19 protein-coding genes and 5 tRNA genes are annotated in these 21,672 nt (G+C 73.0%); 13 read left to right on the forward strand and 11 right to left on the reverse strand.

What is annotated here, in order from left to right:
• Window positions 1–463 precede the first annotated feature (463 nt).
• The 4 genes from K7I03_RS17245 (at window position 464) to K7I03_RS17260 (ending at window position 5,045) form a co-directional block, all read left to right on the forward strand.
• Window positions 464–1,828, forward strand: coding sequence for a N,N-dimethylformamidase beta subunit family domain-containing protein (locus tag K7I03_RS17245; RefSeq protein WP_185944429.1), 1,365 nt, complete (start codon window positions 464–466; stop codon window positions 1,826–1,828).
• A gap of 68 nt (window positions 1,829–1,896) precedes the next feature.
• Window positions 1,897–2,799 carry a phosphoribosylaminoimidazolesuccinocarboxamide synthase gene (locus tag K7I03_RS17250; protein ID WP_185944387.1) on the forward strand — a complete coding sequence of 301 codons (903 nt, stop codon included), beginning with the start codon at window positions 1,897–1,899 and terminating at the stop codon, window positions 2,797–2,799.
• A 111-nt stretch (window positions 2,800–2,910) separates the two neighbouring features.
• A complete protein-coding gene (locus K7I03_RS17255) occupies window positions 2,911–3,657 on the forward strand; it encodes a response regulator transcription factor (protein ID WP_185944388.1) in 747 nt (248 codons plus the stop codon).
• A complete protein-coding gene (locus tag K7I03_RS17260; RefSeq protein WP_185944389.1) occupies window positions 3,654–5,045 on the forward strand; it encodes a HAMP domain-containing sensor histidine kinase in 1,392 nt (463 codons plus the stop codon). Before K7I03_RS17255 ends, K7I03_RS17260 begins: the two co-directional genes overlap by 4 nt.
• A gap of 53 nt (window positions 5,046–5,098) precedes the next feature.
• On the opposite strand, the gene K7I03_RS17265 is transcribed toward K7I03_RS17260, so the two are convergent.
• From K7I03_RS17265 to K7I03_RS17300, 8 genes are all read right to left on the reverse strand, one after another.
• A tRNA-Gly gene (locus tag K7I03_RS17265) sits at window positions 5,099–5,171 on the reverse strand.
• 34 nt (window positions 5,172–5,205) lie between these two features.
• Window positions 5,206–5,802: a response regulator transcription factor gene (locus K7I03_RS17270; RefSeq protein ID WP_185944430.1), complete on the reverse strand. Its 597-nt coding sequence runs from the start codon at window positions 5,800–5,802 to the stop codon at window positions 5,206–5,208.
• 5 nt (window positions 5,803–5,807) lie between these two features.
• The gene (locus tag K7I03_RS17275) at window positions 5,808–7,355 is read right to left on the reverse strand and encodes a sensor histidine kinase (RefSeq protein WP_224347089.1); all 1,548 of its coding nucleotides are present in this window, start codon (window positions 7,353–7,355) and stop codon (window positions 5,808–5,810) included.
• A gap of 36 nt (window positions 7,356–7,391) precedes the next feature.
• Window positions 7,392–7,467, reverse strand: a tRNA-Gly gene (locus K7I03_RS17280).
• 78 nt (window positions 7,468–7,545) lie between these two features.
• Window positions 7,546–7,617 (reverse strand) — tRNA-Gly (locus tag K7I03_RS17285).
• Window positions 7,618–7,658: 41 nt separating this feature from the next.
• Window positions 7,659–7,733, reverse strand: a tRNA-Gly gene (locus K7I03_RS17290).
• 44 nt (window positions 7,734–7,777) lie between these two features.
• Window positions 7,778–7,849 (reverse strand) — tRNA-Gly (locus tag K7I03_RS17295).
• Window positions 7,850–8,095: 246 nt separating this feature from the next.
• Window positions 8,096–8,413 carry a histone-like nucleoid-structuring protein Lsr2 gene (locus tag K7I03_RS17300; RefSeq protein ID WP_185944390.1) on the reverse strand — a complete coding sequence of 106 codons (318 nt, stop codon included), beginning with the start codon at window positions 8,411–8,413 and terminating at the stop codon, window positions 8,096–8,098.
• A gap of 317 nt (window positions 8,414–8,730) precedes the next feature.
• Here K7I03_RS17300 and purS point away from each other — a divergent pair, with 317 nt between their 5' ends.
• From purS to purL, 3 genes are read left to right on the forward strand one after another with little or no spacing between them, the layout of a single operon-like run.
• Complete coding sequence (gene purS / locus K7I03_RS17305) at window positions 8,731–8,985, forward strand: phosphoribosylformylglycinamidine synthase subunit PurS (RefSeq protein ID WP_004947817.1); 255 nt, start codon at window positions 8,731–8,733, stop codon at window positions 8,983–8,985.
• Window positions 8,982–9,662, forward strand: coding sequence for a phosphoribosylformylglycinamidine synthase subunit PurQ (purQ, locus tag K7I03_RS17310; protein ID WP_185944391.1), 681 nt, complete (start codon window positions 8,982–8,984; stop codon window positions 9,660–9,662). The genes purS and purQ overlap by 4 nt, the downstream gene beginning before the upstream one ends.
• The gene (gene purL, locus K7I03_RS17315) at window positions 9,662–11,911 is read left to right on the forward strand and encodes a phosphoribosylformylglycinamidine synthase subunit PurL (RefSeq protein WP_185944392.1); all 2,250 of its coding nucleotides are present in this window, start codon (window positions 9,662–9,664) and stop codon (window positions 11,909–11,911) included. Before purQ ends, purL begins: the two co-directional genes overlap by 1 nt.
• A gap of 147 nt (window positions 11,912–12,058) precedes the next feature.
• On the opposite strand, the gene K7I03_RS17320 is transcribed toward purL, so the two are convergent.
• Window positions 12,059–13,585 carry an MFS transporter gene (locus tag K7I03_RS17320; protein ID WP_224347090.1) on the reverse strand — a complete coding sequence of 509 codons (1,527 nt, stop codon included), beginning with the start codon at window positions 13,583–13,585 and terminating at the stop codon, window positions 12,059–12,061.
• Between the two features lie 79 nt (window positions 13,586–13,664).
• Here K7I03_RS17320 and K7I03_RS17325 point away from each other — a divergent pair, with 79 nt between their 5' ends.
• The 4 genes from K7I03_RS17325 to purM all read left to right on the forward strand — a co-directional run bounded on the left by K7I03_RS17325 (window position 13,665) and on the right by purM (window position 17,944).
• Entirely contained in the window at window positions 13,665–14,318 is a 654-nt protein-coding gene (locus K7I03_RS17325; protein ID WP_185944393.1) for a TetR/AcrR family transcriptional regulator, read from the forward strand.
• A 37-nt stretch (window positions 14,319–14,355) separates the two neighbouring features.
• Window positions 14,356–15,189, forward strand: coding sequence for a sterol carrier family protein (locus K7I03_RS17330; RefSeq protein ID WP_185944394.1), 834 nt, complete (start codon window positions 14,356–14,358; stop codon window positions 15,187–15,189).
• Between the two features lie 114 nt (window positions 15,190–15,303).
• Window positions 15,304–16,821 (forward strand): amidophosphoribosyltransferase, encoded by a 1,518-nt coding sequence (gene purF, locus K7I03_RS17335; RefSeq protein WP_185944395.1) that lies wholly within the window; start codon window positions 15,304–15,306, stop codon window positions 16,819–16,821.
• A 25-nt stretch (window positions 16,822–16,846) separates the two neighbouring features.
• On the forward strand, window positions 16,847–17,944 hold the full coding sequence (purM, locus tag K7I03_RS17340; protein WP_185944396.1) for a phosphoribosylformylglycinamidine cyclo-ligase: 1,098 nt from the start codon (window positions 16,847–16,849) through the stop codon (window positions 17,942–17,944).
• A gap of 76 nt (window positions 17,945–18,020) precedes the next feature.
• Here purM and K7I03_RS17345 read toward each other — a convergent pair whose 3' ends face one another.
• Entirely contained in the window at window positions 18,021–18,275 is a 255-nt protein-coding gene (locus tag K7I03_RS17345) for a DUF3073 domain-containing protein (RefSeq protein ID WP_185944397.1), read from the reverse strand.
• A gap of 357 nt (window positions 18,276–18,632) precedes the next feature.
• Complete coding sequence (locus K7I03_RS17350) at window positions 18,633–19,766, reverse strand: Leu/Phe/Val dehydrogenase (protein WP_274390177.1); 1,134 nt, start codon at window positions 19,764–19,766, stop codon at window positions 18,633–18,635.
• A gap of 202 nt (window positions 19,767–19,968) precedes the next feature.
• Here K7I03_RS17350 and K7I03_RS17355 point away from each other — a divergent pair, with 202 nt between their 5' ends.
• Both K7I03_RS17355 and bldC read left to right on the forward strand, forming a co-directional pair.
• Window positions 19,969–20,838 (forward strand): hypothetical protein, encoded by an 870-nt coding sequence (locus K7I03_RS17355; RefSeq protein ID WP_185944398.1) that lies wholly within the window; start codon window positions 19,969–19,971, stop codon window positions 20,836–20,838.
• A 475-nt stretch (window positions 20,839–21,313) separates the two neighbouring features.
• Window positions 21,314–21,520 carry a developmental transcriptional regulator BldC gene (gene bldC, locus K7I03_RS17360; RefSeq protein ID WP_003980577.1) on the forward strand — a complete coding sequence of 69 codons (207 nt, stop codon included), beginning with the start codon at window positions 21,314–21,316 and terminating at the stop codon, window positions 21,518–21,520.
• The last annotated feature ends 152 nt before the right edge of the window (window positions 21,521–21,672 follow it).

Genomic DNA, 21,672 nt, shown 5'->3' on the forward strand with positions numbered 1-21,672 from the left:
CGCACGGAAGACCGACGAGTCCCGCAGGCCCCCCCGGAACCGAGCCCCCGACGCCACCCCCGGCCGAACCGCCCAAGAACCACGCCCGCCCCACCTGTCCGACGGCACCTCCGGCCGAACGGCCCGGGAACCACGCCCGCCCCACCTGTCCGACTCCGGCCCGGCCCGCGACGCCGCGGAGCCCCCACCGCCGGACGGCAGCCGGCCCGGCGCGGACCGCGTCCCGCCGGGCGAGGCGGCCCGGCCGGCCCGGCGGCTTCCCGGGCGCGCCACGCCCGCCACGCCCGCCCGCACCCGGCGCCGCCCGCGCGTCCCGGACGCCCGGAGGCCGGACACCGGAGTCCCGGACGCCCGAGTCGCGGACACCCGCGAGCCGGCCGCGCCCGGCCCGAACGGCCCGAACGGCCCCACCGGCCCGGCCGGCGCGGCCCGCGGCCCCCGCCGCGCCTGGGAATCCGCCGCCCTGGCCCGCGCCGCCGCCGATCCCTTCCCCGAGCCCCCGCTCACCTGGCTGGCGGCCGGCTCCCCGGCGGCGGACTCCCGGCCCTGGTACGCCGCCGCCGACGACGTCCACCGCCCCATCCGCGGCTTCACCTCCGACGCCGCCGTCGCCCCCGGCGAGTCCGTGGCGTTCCGGGTCACCGTGGAGCCGCCGCGCCCGTTCACCGTCGAGGTGTACCGCGTCGGCCACTACGCGGGCCACGGCGCCGCGCGGATGGCCGTCAGCCCGCCGCTGGACGGGCTGACCCAGCCGCCGCCGCTGGTGGCGGGGCGGGCCGTGGCCTGTCACCACTGGTGGCTGTCCTGGCGGCTGGACGTGCCGCCGCACTGGCCGCCGGGCGCGTACGTCGCCGTCCTCGCCGCGGCGGACGGGGAGCGGGCGCACGTCCCGTTCACCGTCCGCGACGGCACCGCCGCCGACCTGCTGCTCGTCCTCCCCGACCTCACCTGGCAGGCGCACAACGTCTACCCCGAGGACGGCCGCACCGGCGCCGGGCTGCGGCACGCCTGGGACGAGCGCGGGCGGCTGCTCGGGGAGGCGGACGCGGCCGTCACGGTCAGCGCCGACCGCCCGTACGCGGGCACCGGGCTGCCGCCCGACGCCGGGCCCGTCTACGACGTCATCCGCTGGGCCGAGCGCTACGGCTACGACCTCGGCTACGCCCACGCCACCGACCTGCACGCCGGCCGCGTCGACCCCACCCGCTACCGCGGCCTGGTCTTCCCCGGCCCGGACCGGTACTGGACCGCCCCGCTCCGCCGAGCCGTCGAGGCCGCCCGCGACGCCGGCACCTCGCTCGTCTTCCTCGGCGCCGGCGCCCTGGCCCGGCAGGTCGTGACCGCGCCCTCGCCGGCCGGCCCCGACCGGCTGCTGACCTGCCGCAGACAGCGCTCCGGGAGCCGCGCCGCGCCCTGGCGCGACATCGCCCCCGAGCAGCAGCTGCTCGGCATCCAGCACGCCGGCCGCGTCCCCCGGCCCGCCCCCCTCGTCGTCCGCAACACCGACCACTGGCTGTGGGAGGGCACCGGCGCCGCCGAGGGCGACGAGCTGCCCGGCCTGGTCGCGGGCGACGCCGACCGCTACCACCCGCGCACCGCCCTCCCCCCGCACACCGAGCGCATCCTGCTCGCCCACTCCCCGTACCGCGACGCCGACGGGGTCCGCCGCCACCAGGAGACCTCCCTGTACCGGGCCCCAGGCGGCGCCCTGGTCTTCGCCTCCGGCACCTCCGGCTGGGCTCCCGCCCTGGACCGTCCCGGCCATGCCGACCCACGTGTCCAGCGCGCCACCGCCAACCTCCTGGACCACATCTGCAAACGGGCCTGACCCCCGCTCCGGCCGGGCAGGCGTATACGGCAGAATCGAGGCGTTTGGACAAACCACCAGGAGGACGCGTGTCCGGATTCGTCGAGAAGCCCGAACCCGTAGAGGTGCCGGGCCTTGTGCATCTGCACACCGGCAAGGTGCGCGACCTCTACCGCGACGCGGAAGGCCGGCTGGTGATGGTCGCCAGCGACCGCATGTCCGCCTACGACTGGGTGCTGCCCACCGAGATCCCCGACAAGGGCCGCATCCTCACCCAGCTCTCCCTCTGGTGGTTCGACCGCCTCACCGACCTCGTCCCGCACCACGTCCTCTCCACCGAGCTGCCGCCCGGCGCCCCCGCCGACTGGGCGGGCCGCACCCTCGTCTGCCGCTCCCTCGACATGCTCCCCGTCGAGTGCGTGGCCCGCGGCCACCTCGCCGGCTCCGGGCTGCGCGAGTACGAGGAGACCCGCACCGTCTGCGGCCTCGCCCTCCCCGAGGGCCTGACCGACGGCGCCGAACTCCCCTCGCCGATCTTCACCCCCGCCACCAAGGCGGAGGTCGGCGAGCACGACGAGAACGTGTCCTACGAGGAGGTGGCCCGGCGCGTCGGCGCCGAGACGGCCGCCGAGCTCCGCCAGATCACCCTCGCCGTCTACGACCGCGCCCGCGGCATCGCCCGCGACCGCGGCATCGTCCTGGCGGACACCAAGTTCGAGTTCGGCCGGGCCGAGGACGGCGAGCTGGTCCTCGCCGACGAGGTCCTGACCCCCGACTCCTCCCGCTTCTGGCCGGCCGACCAGTGGCAGCCGGGCCGCCCGCAGCCGTCCTTCGACAAGCAGTACATCCGCGACTGGCTGACCTCGCCCGCCGCCGGCTGGGACCGGCACGGCCAACTGCCGCCGCCCCCGCTGCCGGAGGACGTCGTCGAGCAGACGCGCTCCCGCTACGTGGAGGCGTACGAGCGGCTGACGCTCACCCGCTGGGCGTGACGGGCTGACGGGCTGACGGACGCGGGCGGGCTCATCCGGGCCCGCCCGGACCGGCCACTACAGCAGAGTCCTAAGAGGTCTCTCAGACTCCCTCTGCCACAGTGGGACACCATGGCCGCTCCTGTCCCTCCCGTCAGTCCTGCCGGTCCCGTCGGCCCCGCCGTGCTCGTCGTCGACGACGACCCCGACGTCCGCGCCGCCGTCGTCGACGGCCTCGCCGTCGAGGGCTACGACGTCCGCGACGCCGCCGACGGGCTCGCGGCCCTGTCCGCCGTGGCCGCCGCCCCGCCCGCCGCGATCGTCCTCGACCTCGCCATGCCCGTCCTCGACGGCCTCGCCGTCTGCCGCCGGCTGCGCGAACTCGGCGACCGCACGCCCATCCTCGTCCTCACCGCCCGCGACGCCGTCTCCGACCGGGTCGCGGGCCTGGACGCCGGAGCGGACGACTACCTCGTCAAACCGTTCGCCCTCGACGAGCTGCTGGCCCGGCTGCGCGCCCTGCTGCGCCGCGCCGCCCCCGGCCCGTCCGGCGCGGCCGACGGACCCGGGGACGCGCCCGGCCGGCTCGGGTACGCCGACCTCACCGTCGACCCCGCCACCCGCTCCGGCGAGCGCGGCGGAACGCCCCTGGAGTTCACCCGCACCGAGTTCACCCTGCTGGAACTGTTCCTCCGTCACCCCGGCCAGGTGCTGCCCCGCGACACCATCCAGCAGCACGTCTGGGGCGCCGACTTCGGCCCGGAGTCCAACTCCCTCTCCGTCTACATCGGTTACCTGCGCCGCAAGCTGGAGGCGGGCGGCGCCCCCCGCCTGCTGCACACCGTGCACGGCATCGGCTACCGGCTGGCCGACCGGTGATCCCCCGAGCGTTCCGCCGCCGCCCGCTCCGCACCCGCCTGGCCGTCGTCACCTCCGCCGCCGTGGCCCTCGTCGCGCTGGGCGTGCTCGCCGCCGCGTACGTGGTGATCCGCTACGAGATCAGGAACCAGCTCGACCTCCAGCTCAAGCAGCAGTCCGGCACCCTCGCCCAGCAGGCGCGCGGCAGCGGAACCGGCGTGCTCTACGCCGAGTGCGCCTGGCTGGCCGCCCCCGCCTGCGCCCAGGTCGTCCCCGCAGACCCGGGCGCGCCCGGACAGCGCGGCCTGGTGCTGCCGGTCACCGGCGCCACCCGCCGCGTCGCCGCGGGCACCCTCGGCGCCTACTACAGCGACATCGTCCGCGACGGCCGTTCGCTGCGGATGCTCACCTCCCCGCTCGGCCACGGCCGCGCCCTGCAGGTGGCGGTCCGCTCGGACACCGTCGACAAGGGCGTGGAACAGGCCGGGCTGCTGCTCGGCGCGGTCGGCGGCGCCGGGGTGCTGCTGGCGGCCGGCCTCGGCTACGCCGCGTCCCGGACCGCCCTGCGCCCGGTCTCCCGGCTCACCGCCACCGCCGAACGCATCGCCGCCACCCGCGACCCGGCCCACCGGATCGCCCTGCCGCCGGACGAGGTGCTGCCCCAGGACTCGCGGGACGAGATCACCCGGCTCGCCACCAGCTTCAACACCATGCTGGCCGAACTGGAGGACGCGGTCGCCGCCCAGCGCCGCCTCGTCGCCGACGCCTCGCACGAACTGCGCACCCCGCTCACCGCCCTCCGCACCAACGCCGAACTCCTCGCCCGCGCCGAACGGCTCACCCCCGCCCAGCGCGACCGCGCGGCCGGCGCCCTGGGCCGCCAGCTCCGCGAGGTGACCGGGCTCGTCAACGACCTGATCGAGCTGGCCCGCGACGAGGAGCCGCGCCAACTCGTCGAGCGGGTACGGCTCGACCTGCTCACGGAGAGCTGCGTGACCGCCGCGCGCGGTCACTGGCCGGCCACACCCTTCACCCTGCACACCGGGAACGTGACGGACGTCACCGTGCCGGGCGTCCCCGCCCGGCTCGCCCGGCTGCTGGCCAACCTGCTGGACAACGCCGCCAAGTTCAGCCCGCCCGGCGCCACCGTCGAGGTCCGCCTGGACCGGCGCCCGGACGCGGTCGACCTCACCGTCCGCGACCACGGACCGGGCATCTCCGACGAGGACCGGCCGCACGTCTTCGACCGCTTCTACCGCTCCCGGCAGGCCCGCGCGCTGCCCGGCTCCGGGCTCGGCCTGGCCATGGCCCGGCAGATCGCCCGCGCCCACGGCGCCGAACTCACGGCGGAACGGCCGGAGAGCGGCCCGGGCGCGCTCTTCCGCCTCCGCTTCCCGGCCGCGGAGTGAACCACGGACACACGACGAAGGCCCCGGTCACCAGGACCGGGGCCTTCACTCTGAGCGGACGACGAGGCTCGAACTCGCGACCTCAACCTTGGCAAGGTTGCGCTCTACCAACTGAGCTACGTCCGCATGCCCCGCGCGTTTCCGTGCGGTGCGGGTACCACTATAGCCAACCCTGAGACCGCGCGATGCGCGCCGCCGCGTGCCGGTTCTCGGCACCCAGCTTCGCCGCCGCCGCCGAGAGGTAGTTCCGGACCGTCCCCGGCGTCAGCCGGGCCCGCTCCGCGATCTCCGCGATCGGCGCCCCGTCCTCCGCCAGCTCCAGCAGCTCGGCCTCCCGCGCGGTCAGCGGCGAATCACCCGCGCTGATCGCGTCGGCCGCCAACTCCGGGTCGACATAACGGCTTCCCGCGTGCACGGTACGGATGATCTCGGCGAGCCGCCGGGCCGAGACGGTCTTCGGGACGAACCCCCGGACCCCCGCCTCCAGGGCCCGCTTCAGATGCCCGGGCCGGCCGTGCCCCGTCACGATCATGCTGCGGCAGCCGGGGACTTCGGCCCGCAGGGCTGTGGCCACTGTCACACCGTCCGCCCCCGGCATCTGGAGATCCAGCACCGCCACGTCGGGCCGGTGCGCCCGCGCCATGGCGATCGCCTCCGTTCCCGAGGCGGCCTCCGCGACCACCCGGAGGTCGTCCTCCAGGCCCAGCAGGGCGGCGAGCGCCCCCCGGATGAGGTGTTCGTCGTCGGCAAGCAGCAGGGTGATCACGCGTTTCCTCCTCGGTCCCGGCTGAGGGCGGCGGGCTCGGGCGGCCCTTCTCCGTCGGGTGCCCCGACGGCCGGCGCGTCCGGCCCACCGTCGACGGCCGCCGGGGCGACGGCCGTCGGTACGGCCACACCGGTCGTCGTGGCACCGGCCACCGTCGCAACGTCCGGTCCGGCAACGTCCGGACCCGCGACGTCCACTCCCGCGATGTCCGCTCCCGCGACGCCCCCCGCAGGCCCCTCCTCCACCACCGGCGGCCCCTCCACCGCCGCCAGCGGCACCTCCACCGTCAGCCGGAACGTCCCCCGACCCCGTGGCCCGGCCTCCAACGTGCCCCCGAGAGCCGTCACCCGCTCCCGCAGCCCGGCCAGCCCTGAACCACCTGAACCACCCGTGCCACCCGAGTCGCACCGGTCACCCGAGGAGGCCCCGTCGTTCTCCATCACCAGCACCGCCGAGGCCCCGCCGACCCGCAGCCGTACCGCGCAGCGCCGCGCCTCCGCGTGCCGCAGCACGTTCGTCGTGCCCTCGCGCACCACCCACGCCAGGACGGACTGCACCGCGTCCGGCAGCGCGTCCCCCGAGGCGTCCTCGATGCGGCAGGCGATCCCCGCCGCGCCCAGTACGCCGCGCGCGCCGACGAGTTCCGTGTGCAGGTCCGCCTGCCGGTAGCCGCGCACCAGCTCGCGCATGTCGCGCTGCGCGTCCCGCGCGATGCGCTGCACCTCGGCCATCTGCTCCAGCGCGGCCGGCGAGCCGCGGTGGGCCAGCTCGGCCGCGAGCTCGCTCTTGAGGGCGATCACCGTGAGGTTGCGGCCGAGGACGTCGTGCATGTCCCGGCCGAAGCGCAGCCGTTCCTCCGCGACGGCCAGCCGCGCCTGGACGGTCCGGGCGTTCTCCGCCTCCCACATCACCGCCAGCATCCAGCCCGTACTGCGCACGGTGGCCAGTGCCCACAGGGCGGCGAACCAGACCATCACCATGGTGATCGCCGCGCCGGCGGCCCGGCCGCCGAACGGCAGGATGGCGACGGCCGCCGCGACACCGCCCAGCAGGCACCACCACAGGTACGTCCGCACCCGGGGCGCCACCAGGCTGAGCGCGCCGAAGAAGACCAGCGCCCCGCCCATCAGCACCATCGGCCGCGACGTGAGGTGCTCCGGCCCGTCCGCCCGCACCAGGGCGACCAGCTGCACCACGGAGAGGAAGAGAAGCGCGCCGGAGAGGGCGAGCCACCGCCAGGGCGCGGGGTGCCGCGTCCGGTAGTGCTCCAGCGCCCGCCGGAACAGGACCGCGCCCACACCGCACTGCGCCCAGCCGAGGAACAGGAGGACGAGGTCACCGGCCCGGAAGCCGCCGGAGCCGCCGAAGAGGGCCAGGGTGGGGGTGAGCGGGAAGAGGCCCGGCAGCAGGTACAGCGTCCAGCGCATATAGCTGTCGACCTGGGCGATCCTGCTCCGCCCCCGCCAGCCGCCGACGCGCGTCCGTACCCCTGTGACGCCCCTGGCCCCCGCGGCCCCCATGATCGACCCCCTGTCGTCGGGCATGAAAAAACCCCGGCCACGGGGACCGGGGTCTTTCTCTGGAGCGGACGACGAGGCTCGAACTCGCGACCTCAACCTTGGCAAGGTTGCGCTCTACCAACTGAGCTACGTCCGCATGCTCCCGACCGGCTTCACCGGGCGGTGCGAACACCACTCTACCTGATCCACCGGGGTGGTCGGGACGAGTGATGAGAGCGGGTGACAGGGATCGCACACTGCGCCTCCCCCTTGGAAAGGGGGCGCTCTACTACTGAGCTACACCCGCGAGACCATCCTCCGGACCACGAACGTGGGCCGGTGAACGGCTGGAGCGGGTGACAGGAATCGCACACTGCGCCTCCCTCTTGGAAAGAGGGCGCTCTACTACTGAGCTACACCCGCGCGTCCACCCATCGAGCCGCCGAAGCGGACCGATGAACGGCGAGAGCGGGTGACAGGGATCGCACACTGCGCCTCCCCCTTGGAAAGGGGGCGCTCTACTACTGAGCTACACCCGCGCGTCTCGTGGGGTTCGGCCTTTCGGCCTCGCCCCTCGGCGTGTTCCAGACTCTAGCGGATCATGCGGGGGGGAATGCAAATCCGGTGCGGGGGCCGGAATCTGAGGGGTGGCCGGATCCGGACGCCCGGCCCGGGGGGCGGGGGCGCGGTTCACCCCTGCGGGGGGTACCCGGCAGGGGACGGCGCCGGCCGCGCCGCCCCGGACGCCGGCCGCGCCATCCCCCGAACGCCGAGCGCCCCGCTCGTCAGTTCGCGGCCTCGAACGCCTCGTAGACCTTCTTCGGGATCCGGCCCCGCGGCGGCACGTCCATGCCGTGCGAGCGGGCCCAGGCCCGGACGGCCGCCGGGTCCGGCTCGACGGAGGTGCGGCGGTACGCCTTCCCGGAGCGGGAGCGCTTCCGTCCTGCGTCCAGGTAAGGCTCCAGCGCGTGCCGGAGTTTCTTCGCATTGGCGGTGCTGAGGTCGATCTCGTACGACTTGCCGTCGATGCCGAAGGTGACGGTCTCCGCGGCCTCGCCCCCGTCGATGTCATCAAAGAGCGTCACTACCACACGCTGCGCCACGGAATGGGTCCTTTCAGCCTGTACCGCCGCGCTGACCTGCGGCGATGCATGGGTTTAGGTGGTTCTCGGGCAATGCCTTTTCCGAGGTTCCGCAAAGGGTATTGCCTGACGGGGCCCAGTTAATTCCGTCCGCCCGCCCGGGTGCAATGGGAACCGTGTGGTCTTCCGGGGTTTTTCCCGGATTTTTTCGGTGGGACCCGGGGGAGAGGGTGCGGTAAAGCGCTCGGACCGCCCGTGATATCTACCCGCGTAGATTTTTCGGGCGGGTACGCTGGCTTCACCGCTTCAGCTCACGCACCACACCACCGGGAGTGCCAGTGGCACGCGTCGTAGTCGACGTCATGCTCAAGCCGGAGATCCTCGACCCGCAGGGGCAGGCGGTGCAGCGCGCGCTGCCACGCCTGGGCTTCGAGGGGATCGCCGACGTCCGTCAGGGCAAGCGCTTTGAACTCGAGGTGGAGGGCCCGGTCGACGACGCCGCCCTCGCCCGGATCCACGAGATGGCGGAAACGTTTCTCGCCAACACCGTGATCGAGGACTTCACCGTTCGAGTCGAGCAGGCCGGCTCGTGACGGCACGCGTAGGGGTCGTCACCTTCCCCGGCACCCTCGACGACCGCGACACCCAGCGCGCCGTCCGCATCGCCGGCCTGGAGCCCGTACCCCTCTGGCACCGCGACAAGGACCTCCACCAGGTCGACGCGGTCGTCCTGCCCGGCGGCTTCTCCTACGGTGACTACCTGCGGGCCGGCGCCATCTCCCGCTTCTCTCCGGTGATGGAGACCGTCATCGAGCAGGCGAAGGGCGGCCTGCCCGTCCTCGGCATCTGCAACGGCTTCCAGGTCCTCACCGAGACCCACCTGCTGCCCGGCGCGATGCTCCGCAACAACCACCTGCACTTCATCTGCCGCGACCAGAAGCTCCGCGTCGAGAACGCGGACACCGCCTGGACGGCCGACTACGAAGCGGGCCAGGAGATCTCCGTCCCGCTCAAGAACATCGACGGCCGCTACGTGGCCGACGAGCGGACCCTGGACGAGCTGGAGGCCGAGGGCCGGGTGGTCTTCCGCTACCTGGACGGCAACCCCAACGGCTCGCTCCGCGACATCGCCGGCATCACCAACGCCGCCGGCAACGTCGTCGGCCTGATGCCGCACCCCGAGCACGCGGTCGAGCCGCTGATCGGCACGGGCCGCACCGACGGCCTCGGTTTCTTCACGTCGATCCTCAAGAAGCTGGTCAACGCCTGATGACTCTCGACACCGTCAAGCACGCCAACGAGACCCCCGACGTCGAGCAGCCCTGGTCCGAACTCGGTCTCAAGCAGGACGAGTACGAGCGCATCCGCGCCATCCTGGGCCGCCGGCCCACCGGCGCCGAGCTCGCCATGTACTCCGTGATGTGGTCCGAGCACTGCTCGTACAAGAGCAGCAAGGTCCACCTCCGCCAGTTCGGCGAGAAGGCCCCCGCAAACGACGCGCTCCTCGTCGGCATCGGCGAGAACGCGGGCGTCGTGGACGTCGGCCAGGGCTACGCGGTCACCTTCAAGGTGGAGTCGCACAACCACCCGTCGTACATCGAGCCCTACCAGGGCGCGGCCACCGGCATCGGCGGCATCGTCCGCGACATCCTCGCCATGGGCGCCCGCCCGGTCGCCGTGATGGACCCGCTGCGCTTCGGCGCCGCCGACCACCCCGACACCAAGCGCGTCCTGCCGGGCGTCGTCGCGGGCATCGGCGGCTACGGCAACTGCCTGGGCCTGCCCAACATCGGCGGCGAGGTCGTCTTCGACCCCTGCTACCAGGGCAACCCGCTGGTCAACGCGCTCTGCGTGGGCGTGATGAAGCACGAGGACATCCACCTCGCCAAGGCGTCCGGCACCGGCAACAAGGTCGTCCTCTACGGCGCCCGCACCGGCGGCGACGGCATCGGCGGCGTCTCCGTCCTCGCCTCCGAGACCTTCGACTCGACCGGCCCGGCCAAGCGCCCGGCCGTCCAGGTCGGCGACCCCTTCCAGGAGAAGCTCCTCATCGAGTGCACCCTGGAGCTCTTCCGCGAGGACCTCGTCGAGGGCATCCAGGACCTCGGCGGCGCCGGCCTCTCCTGCGCCACCAGCGAGCTGGCCAGCGCCGGCTCCGGCGGCATGCGCGTCGAGCTGGACACCGTCCCGCTGCGCGACGCCACGCTCTCGCCCGAGGAGATCCTCATGAGCGAGTCGCAGGAGCGCATGTGCGCGATCGTCGAACCCGGCAAGATCGACCGCTTCCTGGAGATCTGCGAGAAGTGGGACGTCATCGCCACCGTCATCGGTGAGGTCACCGACGGCGAGCGGCTGGAGATCTTCTGGCACGGCGAGCAGATCGTCGACGTCCCGCCGCGCACCGTCGCCCACGAGGGCCCGGTCTACGAGCGCCCGTACGCGCGCCCCGAGTGGCAGGACGCCCTCCAGGCCGACGGCGCCGACAAGCTGCCCCGGCCGGAGACGGCCGAGGAGCTGCGCGCCCAGGTGGTGAAGGTCGTCTCGTCCCCGAACCAGGCGTCCAAGTCCTGGATCACCGGCCAGTACGACCGCTTCGTCCAGGGCAACACGGTCCTCGCCCAGCCCGAGGACTCCGGCATGGTCCGGATCGACGAGGAGACCGGCCTCGGCGTCGCCGTCGCCACGGACGGCAACGGCCGCTACGCCAAGCTCGACCCGTACGCGGGCGCGCAGCTGGCGCTGGCGGAGTCGTACCGCAACGTGGCCGCCACCGGCGCCCGCCCGCTGGCGATCTCCAACTGCCTCAACTTCGGCTCCCCCGAGGACCCGGGCGTCATGTGGCAGTTCGCCGAGGCCACCCGCGGCCTCGCGGACGGCTGCCTGGAGCTCGGCACGCCCGTCACCGGCGGCAACGTCTCCCTCTACAACCAGACCGGCGAGACCGCCATCCACCCGACGCCGGTCGTCGCCGTGCTGGGCGTCATCGACGACGTCGCCCGCCGCACGCCGATGGCCTTCGCCGAGGAGGGCCAGCTCCTCTACCTCCTGGGCGACACCAAGGACGAACTGGGCGGCTCCGCCTGGTCCCAGGTGATCCACGACCACCTCGGCGGCCTGCCGCCGGCCGTGGACCTGGCCCGCGAGAAGCTCCTCGCCGAGATCCTGATCTCGGCGTCGCGGGACGGGATGGTGGACGCCGCGCACGACCTGTCGGACGGCGGTCTCGTCCAGGCGGTCGTCGAGTCCTGCCTGCGCGGCGGGAAGGGCGCGCGCCTGGTCGTCCCGGACGGCCTCGACGCGTTCACCTTCCTCTTCTCGGAGTCGGCGGGACGGGCGGTCGTCTCGGTACCGCGCAGCGAGGAGCTCCGCTTCACGGACATGTGCGGGGCGCGGGGCCTGCCCGCGACGCGGATCGGCGTTGTGGACGGCGACACGGTCGAGGTCCAGGGGCAGTTCACGCTGCCGCTGGCGGAGCTGCGCGAGGCGCATGAGGCGACGCTGCCGGGGCTGTTCGGGTAGGGGGTCCCCAACCCCGCCCCTTCACCGTTTCTTGCGGGGGCAAGCCCCCGCACCCCCGGAACCGCGCTCCGCGCGGTTGTCCTCAAACGCCGGACGGGCTTGATTTCGCGCCCGGGCGCGCCACTCAGCCCGTCCGGCGTTTGAGGACTAACGCGGCGCAGCCGCGTTGCTGCGGGGTCCGGGGTGTGCCCCAGGAATCGGCGAAGGGGAGGGACCGGGGCTCGCCTCCTCGACGGCCGCACCCCGCGGCAGCCGCGACGCCAGGACCAGAGCGAGCACCATCGCCCCCGCCGCGCAAAGGAACACCACGTCCACCGCGGACGTGAACGCCTCGACCGCATCGGCGCGTTGGGCCCCGCGAAGGGCCGCGATCCCGCTAGCCGACCCACCCGGCCCCTCCGCCGCGTACACCCGAGCGAGCACCGTCCCGAACAGAGCGGTCCCCAGCGCGCTGCCCAGCGTCTGGAAGAAACGGATGCCGGTGGTGGCGACCCCGAGCCGCCGCACCGGCACGGCCTGCTGCACCATGACGATGAGCTGCCCGAGAAGCTGCCCGAACCCGACACCCAGCAGCAGCATCTCGCCGCGCACGGCCCACAGGTCCGTACCCGTGCCGGACAGCGCCAGCAGTCCCATGGCGGCGCCGGCGCAGGCCGTCCCGGAGAGCACGGTCGTCCGCGGCGACCGGTCGAGCCGGGCGGTCAGCAGGCCGACGCCGGTCATGCCGAGGGCCAGGGGAAGCATGAAGAGGCTGGCGTCGGTCGGTGCGACGCCCCGGGCGATCTGCAGGTAGAGCATCACGTAGACGATCGAGCCCATGAAGGCCACCCCCGCGAGGGCCTGCACCGCGAACGCGAGACGTACCGTCCGGATCCGGAACAGCCCGAGCGGCAGCACCGGTTCGGCGGCCGTGGCCTGTCGCCACAGGAACAGCGCCAGCAGCACCGCCGCCCCGCCGATCAGCCCGAGGATGACCGGCGAACCCCAGGCGTGCTCCCGGCCGCCCCACTCGGTGACCAGCAGCAGCGCGGTGGAGAAGGCGGCGGCCAGCGCGGCCCCGGGGTAGTCGATGCGGTGCCGGGCGCCGGGCGCGGGGAGGCGGAGGACCACCGTGGCGACGGCCAGTACGGCGACCCCCAGAGGCAGGTTGACGTAGAAGATCCAGCGCCAGTCGGCGTGGTCGGCGAGGTACGCGCCGAGCAGCGGGCCCAGGGCCATGCCGGCGCCGGCGACGAGGCCGCCGACGGCGGAGCCCTTGCCGGCGCCCTTCTTCGCGGGGTCCTTCAGCTGGGCGATGACGACCATGGTGACGCTCATCAGCCCGCCGCCGCCGATGCCCTGCACGGCCCGGAAGACGATGAGCTGCTCCATCGAGCCGGCCGTGCCGCAGAGCGCCGACCCGACGAGGAAGACCGCCACCGCGCCCAGGAAGACGCGTTTGGCCCCCAGGCTGTCGCAGAGCTTTCCGTAGAGCGGCAGGGCGGCGGTGGCGGCGAGGGCGAACGCCGTGATCAGCCAGGGGATGCGGTCGATGCCGTGGGCCGGGTCGAGCTCCTCGGCGATCGGGACGGTGACGGCCGAGACGATGTTCTGGTCCAGTACGGCCAGCAGCATCGTCACGAGGCAGACGACGAAGCCGGTACGCCGCCGGGCGGCGGACATGGGTGCGGTCATGGGGGACAGCCTGAGACATGAACGTGTACTCGGTCAATTCTTTTTCCCGGCTCAAAATTCATCCTGGTACAGTTCCGTTATGACGCAAGGGCAGCCGGGGCTGCGGGAACGCAAAAAGCTCCAGACCCGCCAGAAGCTGATGCGGGTCGCCGTCGAGCTCTTCGAGGAACGCGGCTACGACAAGGTCTCCGTCGCTGAGATCGCCGCCGCCGCGGAGGTCTCGAAGATGACGGTCTTCAACTACTGCGGCAGCAAAGAGGACATCCTCGTCGGCGCCCTGGAGGACCACGTCGACGACGTCGCCCGCGCGGTCCGCGAACGCGCCCCCGGCGAGTCCGTGGTGCACGCGGTCCGCCGGCAGTTCCTCGCCGCCGTCGACGCCTCCGACCCGGCGGTCGGCATGTCCGACGCCCCCTTCGCCCTCCGGCTGCGCCGGCTCATCGTCGAGACCCCCGTCCTGCTGGCCCGCGCCCGGGAGATCGCCCACCGCAGCGAGTGGCTGCTCGCCGAAGAACTGGCCCCTTTCGGCGACCCGGCCATGGCCCGCGTCCTCGCCGGCCAGATCATCGGGCTGCGGTACGGCCTCGTGGCCCTCAACCAGCGGCGGCTGCTGGCCGGGGAGTCCGCCGCCTCCTTCGCCGACGAGGCCCGGGAGCTGGCGGAACGGGCCTTCGACATGCTGGAGTTCGGCCTCGGCGACTACGGAGCGGTACGCCCGGACACGGCGGGCTGAAAACCTCACTGCGGCCCCCGCTGGTTACGCTCAGCCCATGACCGCCGCGCAGCGCAAGCCGAAGCCCCGCACCTACGACCCCGCCAAGGTCCGGGCCGCCCTGGACGGCCAGTTGACCGCCCTGCGCCGCGCGGTGGCCGCCCTCTGCGCGGGCCCCGACGCCGCCGCGTCGCTGGCGGCGCCCACCCGGCTGGGCGCCTGGACCGTCCGCGATCTGATCGCGCACCTCGCCCTCGCCCTGGAGTCCCTGCCCGTCCGCCTCGCTCAGCCCGCGCCGGGCCCCGCCGACCCCCGCGTGGACCTGCGGGGTTACCTGGCCGCCATGCGGTCCGGGGCCGAGCCCGTCGCCGCCGCCGCACCGGCCGCCGCCCGTGCCCTGGGCGACGAACCGGCCGCCGCGGCGGCCCGGTTGGACGAGGCCGCCGGCCGGCTCTCCGCCGCCGTCGCGGCCGCCGACCCCGCCGCGCCGCTCGCCACCGTGCTGGGCCCGATGACCGTCGCGGACTACACGCTCACCCGCCTGCTGGAGGCCGTCGTCCACGCCGACGACCTCGCCGCGGCCACCGGGGTGCCCTTCGCCCACGAGCGGCAGGCCCTGGCCACCGTCACCCGGATGCTCGCCGACGCGCTGGCCGGCGCGGCGCCCGGCGGTTCGGTGGAGGTCCGGATCCCGCCCTTCGCCGTCGTCCAGTGCGTCGAGGGCCCCCGGCACACCCGCGGCACCCCGCCGAACGTCGTCGAGACCGACCCGCTGACCTGGATCCGGCTGGCCTCAGGCCGCGCCGACTGGACCGCCGCCGTCGAGGACGCGCTGGTCACCGCGAGCGGCGAACGGGCCGATCTGTCCGGACAACTCCCTTTGTTCGGCTGAGCGCGCGTGCGTCCCGATCCGGGGCTGTGTGACGGGGCGTTGCTGTCCGTGGTGTGAGCCATCCCCGGTCGTCCCCGGTTCGGATGAACCTCGTCCCTGCCATAGACTCGAGGTGTGCCTCGTGGTGACGGACGACTCAACCACGACCTGCTCCCCGGCGAGAAGGGCCCCCAGGACGCTTGCGGCGTCTTCGGTGTCTGGGCTCCGGGTGAAGAGGTCGCCAAACTCACCTATTTCGGGCTGTATGCGCTGCAGCACCGTGGACAGGAGTCCGCGGGCATCGCGGTGAGCAACGGCTCCCAGATCCTGGTCTTCAAGGACATGGGCCTGGTCTCCCAGGTCTTCGACGAGACCTCCCTCGGCTCACTGAGCGGCCATATCGCCGTGGGCCACGCCCGGTACTCCACCACCGGGGCCTCGGTGTGGGAGAACGCCCAGCCGACCTTCCGCGCGACCGCCCACGGCTCCATCGCCCTCGGTCACAACGGCAACCTGGTCAACACGGCCGAGCTGGCCGAGATGGTCGCCGCGCTGCCGCGCGACGGCGGCCGGGCCACCCAGGTCGCCGCGACCAACGACACGGACCTGGTCACCGCCCTGCTCGCGGGCCAGACCGACGACGACGGCAAGCCGCTGACCGTCGAGGAGTCGGCCGCCAAGGTCCTCCCCGCCGTCCAGGGCGCCTTCTCGCTCGTCTTCATGGACGAGCACACCCTCTACGCCGCCCGCGACCCGCAGGGCATCCGCCCGCTGGTCCTCGGCCGCCTGGAGCGCGGCTGGGTGGTCGCCTCCGAGACCGCCGCCCTGGACATCGTCGGCGCGGCCTTCGTCCGCGAGGTCGAGCCCGGCGAGCTCGTCGCCATCGACGAGAACGGCGTCCGGACCAGCCGGTTCGCCGAGGCCCGCCCCAAGGGCTGCGTCTTCGAGTACGTCTACCTCGCCCGCCCCGACACCGACATCGCGGGCCGCAACGTCTACCTCTCCCGGGTGGAGATGGGCCGCCGGCTCGCCGCCGAGGCCCCGGCCGAGGCCGACCTGGTGATAGCGACCCCGGAGTCCGGCACCCCGGCCGCCGTCGGCTACGCCGAGGCCAGCGGGATCCCCTACAGCGCGGGCCTGGTCAAGAACAGCTACGTCGGCCGGACCTTCATCCAGCCCAGCCAGACCATCCGCCAGCTCGGCATCCGGCTGAAGCTCAACCCGCTGAAGGAGGTCATCCGCGGCAAGCGCCTGGTCGTCGTGGACGACTCCATCGTCCGCGGGAACACCCAGCGCGCCCTGGTCCGGATGCTTCGCGAGGCCGGCGCCGCCGAGGTCCACATCCGGATCTCGTCCCCGCCGATCAAGTGGCCCTGCTTCTTCGGCATCGACTTCGCCACCCGCGCCGAGCTGATCGCCAACGGCATGACGGTCGACGAGATCGGCAAGTCCCTGGGCGCCGACTCCCTGGCGTACATCTCTATCGACGGCATGATCGAGGCGACGGCCATCCCCAAGGCGAACCTCTGCCGCGCCTGCTTCGACGGCGAGTACCCGATGGACCTGCCCGACCCCGAGCTGCTCGGCAAGCACCTGCTGGAGACCGAGCTCGCAGGCGGCCACGACGCCGCGGACGCCCTGCGCCGCCCGTAAGAACGACACGAAAGATCTCAAGACAATGTCTCCTGAGACCACTGGTGCCAGCTACGCAAGCGCGGGCGTCGACATCGAGGCGGGCGACCGCGCCGTCGAACTCATGAAGGAATGGGTGAAGAAGGCCACCCGCCCCGAGGTCGTCGGCGGCCTCGGCGGCTTCGCCGGCCTCTTCGACGCCAGCGCCCTCAAGCGCTACGAGCGCCCCCTCCTCGCCTCCGCCACCGACGGCGTCGGCACCAAGGTGGACATCGCCCGCCGCATGGGCGTCTACGACACCATCGGCCACGACCTGGTCGGCATGGTCGTCGACGACCTCGTGGTCTGCGGCGCCGAGCCGCTGTTCATGACCGACTACATCTGCGTCGGCAAGGTCCACCCCGAGCGGGTCGCCGCGATCGTCAAGGGCATCGCCGAGGGCTGCACCCTCGCCGGCTGCGCGCTGGTCGGCGGCGAGACCGCCGAGCACCCCGGGCTGCTCGGCGCGGACGAGTTCGACGTGGCCGGCGCCGGCACCGGAGTCGTCGAGGCCGACCGGCTGCTCGGCGCGGACCGGGTCCGCGAGGGTGACGTCGTCATCGCGATGGCCTCCTCCGGACTTCACTCGAACGGGTACTCGCTGGTACGCCATGTGCTCCTCGACCGGGCCGGCTGGTCGCTGGACCGCGAGGTCCCCGAGCTCGGCCGCACCCTCGGCGAGGAGCTGCTGGAGCCGACCCGGATCTACTCGCTGGACTGCCTGGCGCTCACCCGGACGACCGAGGTGCACGCCTTCTCGCACATCACCGGCGGCGGACTCGCCAACAATCTCGCCCGGGTGATCCCGGACCATCTGCACGCGGAGGTCGACCGCGCGACCTGGACGCCGGACCCGGTGTTCACCCTGGTCGGCGAGGTGGGCGGGGTCGAGCGCCTGGAGCTGGAGAAGACCCTCAACATGGGCGTCGGCATGATGGCCGTCGTGCCCGCGGAGTCGGTCGACGCCGCCCTGACCACGCTGGCCGACCGGGGCGTCGAGTCCTGGGTCGCCGGCGAGATCACCGGGCGCGGCGACCGTGCCGGGGCCGCGGTGCTGACCGGTGACTACGGCGACGGCGGTACCGACGGTGGCCGCACGGCCTGACCGGGCCCGGGCAGCACAGAACCCGGTCCGGGGCGGGGCCCCGGACCGGGTCGGAGAAAGCTATCGCGTTATCGCGTCAAGCGCGGCGACGGTAGGCGGACTGACCGGACGAGTGCTGCTCGTCGTCGTCGTCCTCGTCGTTGTAACGCGCCGCGTACTGAGCGTACGGGTCGTCGTCCAGCTCATCGTCGAGCGGCTCACCGTTCGGCGGCTGCTTTACCGGCGATGCGCCCAGCTCGTTGGCCAGGCGTGAGAGGTCGGTCCCACCGCTGTTGTACTTCAGCTGGCGGGCGACCTTTGTCTGCTTGGCCTTGGCCCGGCCGCGCCCCATGGCTCGACCCCCTCAATTACGGGGCTCGACGGCCCCAGAGTCTTGACACGCGTTCACTGTCATGAGTCAGAGCGGATTCCCGCAGAGGAATCCGGCCTGTAGGACTTCAACGGTACCTGCTTCCGCGGCCATACGGTACGTCGCCCGCATGACGTGCCACGGAGCACAACCTTAGGGGCGCCCCGTCCCCGCTGGTCAGCTGCGATTTTAACCCGTCCCGCCCGGCGACCCGCCGAGGGGTGGTGAGCGATGTCTCGCTTGCCGCCCCCGATGGCGGGTCTGTCGGGACCACTGTGCGGGCCCCGACCACCCGAACGGGCCGGGTGAGTGCCGACTACGTCCCCGCCGTCCCGGCCGTCACTGCCGTACCTGACGCGGCACCCCGGCCGTCCGGCTTCCGCGCGCCTCCGCCATCCGCTGCTCGGCGAGCCGGTCGGCCGCCGCGGCGGGCGGGATGCCGTCCGCCGCCGCCCGTTCGAATATGGCCAGCGTGGTGTCGTAGATCTTCGCCGCCTTGGCCTTCGCCCGGTCGAAGTCGAAGCCCTTGAGCTCCTCCGCGACCTGGATGACGCCGCCGGCGTTCACGACGTAGTCGGGGGCGTAGAGGATGCCGCGGTCGGCGAGGTCCTTCTCGACCCCCGGGTGGGCGAGCTGGTTGTTGGCCGCGCCGCAGACGACGGTCGCCGTGAGCGCCGCGACCGTCGCGTCGTCGAGGGCACCGCCGAGGGCGCAGGGGGCGTAGACGTCAAGCGGCGAGCGCACCAGGACGTCGACGTCCGAAACCGCCGTGACCTGCGGGAACTTCTCGGTGATCGCCTCGACGGCGGCCTGCTTGACGTCGGTGACGACGACCTCCGCACCGTCCTCGACCAAGTGCCGCACCAGGTAGCGCCCGACCTTGCCGACCCCGGCGACGCCGACCCGCCGGCCGCGCAGCGTGGGCTCGCCCCACTGGGTGCGCGCCGCGGCCCGCATGCCCTGGAAGACACCGAACGCGGTGAGCACGGACGAGTCGCCGGCACCGCCGTTCTCGGGGGAGCGGCCGGTGGTCCAGCGGCACTCCCGGGCGACGACGTCCATGTCCCGCACGTACGTGCCGACGTCGCACGCGGTGACATAGCGGCCGCCGAGGGAGGCCACGAACCGGCCGTAGGCGAGCAGCAGTTGTTCGGTCTTGATCGTGTCCGGGTCGCCGATGATCACGGCCTTCCCGCCGCCGTGCTCCAGACCCGCCAGCGCGTTCTTGTACGACATGCCGCGCGCGAGGTTGAGGGCGTCGCGGACGGCCTCCTCCTCGGAGGCGTAGGGGTGGAAGCGGGTGCCGCCGAGCGCCGGGCCCAGGGCGGTGGAGTGGAGGGCGATCACGGCCTTGAGGCCGGTCTCGCGGTCCTGGCAGAGCACGACCTGCTCGTGCCCGCCGAGTTCGGAGCCGAACAGGGTGTGCAGCACGCTCTCGGACTCGGCTGGGGAGGTGGGACGTACGTCAGTCACGGTGGTGACTCCATATGTCTCGCGCTTCGCCCTCCCGGGGGTGGAGGAGGGCCGGTTGGCACGAGGGTAGGGCCTGCCGGCCCCGCGGAAGGGTCCGGTGCCGAGGATCACTCTCCCGGGCCCCCGTCCCGTGGGACGATTCGCTCCGTACGGGGAGGTCCGCACGGCTCCCCGAGGTGTCCTGCTGCTTGAGGGAGCGAGCGTGGGTCTGGCGTCGTCGGTGACCGTCCCGTACGCGGCCTATCTGCGGGTCTACGAGCCGCTGAGCGCCTTCCCGCGGGCCGAGCGCCGGTACTGGGAGGAGTACGCCCGGCGCGCGACGCTCCCCACCGCGCAGGACGAACTCCGGCGCTCGCTCGCCGACTTGCTGCCCACCCCGCCGGTGGCGGTGCCGGTGCACGAGAGCGGCGACGCCTTCGTGACCGTCCGGGACGGCGTCGTCTGCGTCTGCCCCTGGCGCACCCGGCTGCGCGGCTGGCTGGCCCTGGAGGAGCTCGCCGAGCGGTTCCCCGCGCCGGTGCTCGACGCCGTCCTGCCGCCGGTGGTGCGGCGCCAGGCCGAGGCGGACTACGCCCGCTGGCTGGAGCGCAACCCCGACGCCCGGCCGTGGATCAGGACGGCCACCTGGCAGGTGCCGCTGCGCTGGTTCGTACTCTTCTCCGACGAGGAACGCGAGTACGGCAAGGCGTCGGAGACGGCCGGCGGTCCGGGCGGCCCGGTGCGGGAGGGGCTGGTGCTGCGCTACCGGACGGCGATGGTGGAGGCCCGGCGGCGGGTGGCCCGCGGGCTGCGCACGCTGCGGGACGCCATCGAGGAGGGCCCCTTGATCGACGGCCTGGTGGACGTGGGCAGATGGCTGGAAGAGTTCCATCCGCGGTCCCTGGTGGAGCTGGACTACGGCGGGCTGGTGCATATGGTGCCGGAGGCGCGGCTCGCCGACGACCGCTCCGCGGCGGACACGGCGGAGGGGCTGGCCGCGCTCCGGGCCGGGGACGGCGTCCGGGCGGGCGAGGCGTACGAGCGGCTGACGGAGCGTTGGCGCGCGGTGCGGGATCGTCAGTTCGCGAACTGAGCGATGGTGGCGGGAGTTTGGCGATTCCAGGACCTAGGTCCTGATCCGGCCAATTGCCGCAACCGTGATCTAACGCACTTACGTCAGGTCTTGCGCCCATCGCCCACCCTCGTGGCAAAATAGGACAAGGAGTCCGGGAAGGACTCCTTCCGTCCGAGTAAGGGTGGATGGATCGGTATTGCACTCCTTGGCGGGTCTGGTGACCCCTGATCCCGCTGTGACTGATCGTCACGGTGGCGTGACTGTCCGCTATGGCATGGTCCATCGGCTTCCGTCGAGGTTGAACACCTGAGAGGGCAATTCCATCGGTTTGGCCGACGTGGCTGGACAGATGGTGTAGTTGTAGTGCCGAGGACAAGCCGTTCGTCCTATAACCGACTCGGCCCGCGTCCGCCATTTCGGGCAACGCGGGTCAAGGTGCAGAATTTAGAGGAAAGAACCGATCCTGAACTCGGTTCTCCCGAGGAGGCCGCTCATGACCGCTCGCACCCCTGATGCCGAGCCGCTGTTGACCCCGGCTGAGGTTGCCACGATGTTCCGCGTGGACCCGAAGACGGTCACGCGGTGGGCGAAGGCAGGCAAGCTCACGTCGATCCGTACGCTCGGAGGCCACCGCCGTTACCGCGAGGCGGAGGTCCGGGCGCTGCTGGCAGGCATCCCGCAGCAGCGCAGCGAGTCCTGAACCACCGTATGACCGGGCGTTTTCCGGGGCCCCCAACCCGGTGACCGCCCACCCTCAGCTCCACATGTTCCACCAGGCACCACACGACTGCGGAGACCTGCCCCCAACAGGGATCCGCGCCCGGAACGGGTGACGTCGTCGATCGCGCTGGG

The sequence above is a fragment of the Streptomyces mobaraensis genome, assembly GCF_020099395.1.
Lineage (GTDB): Bacteria > Actinomycetota > Actinomycetes > Streptomycetales > Streptomycetaceae > Streptomyces.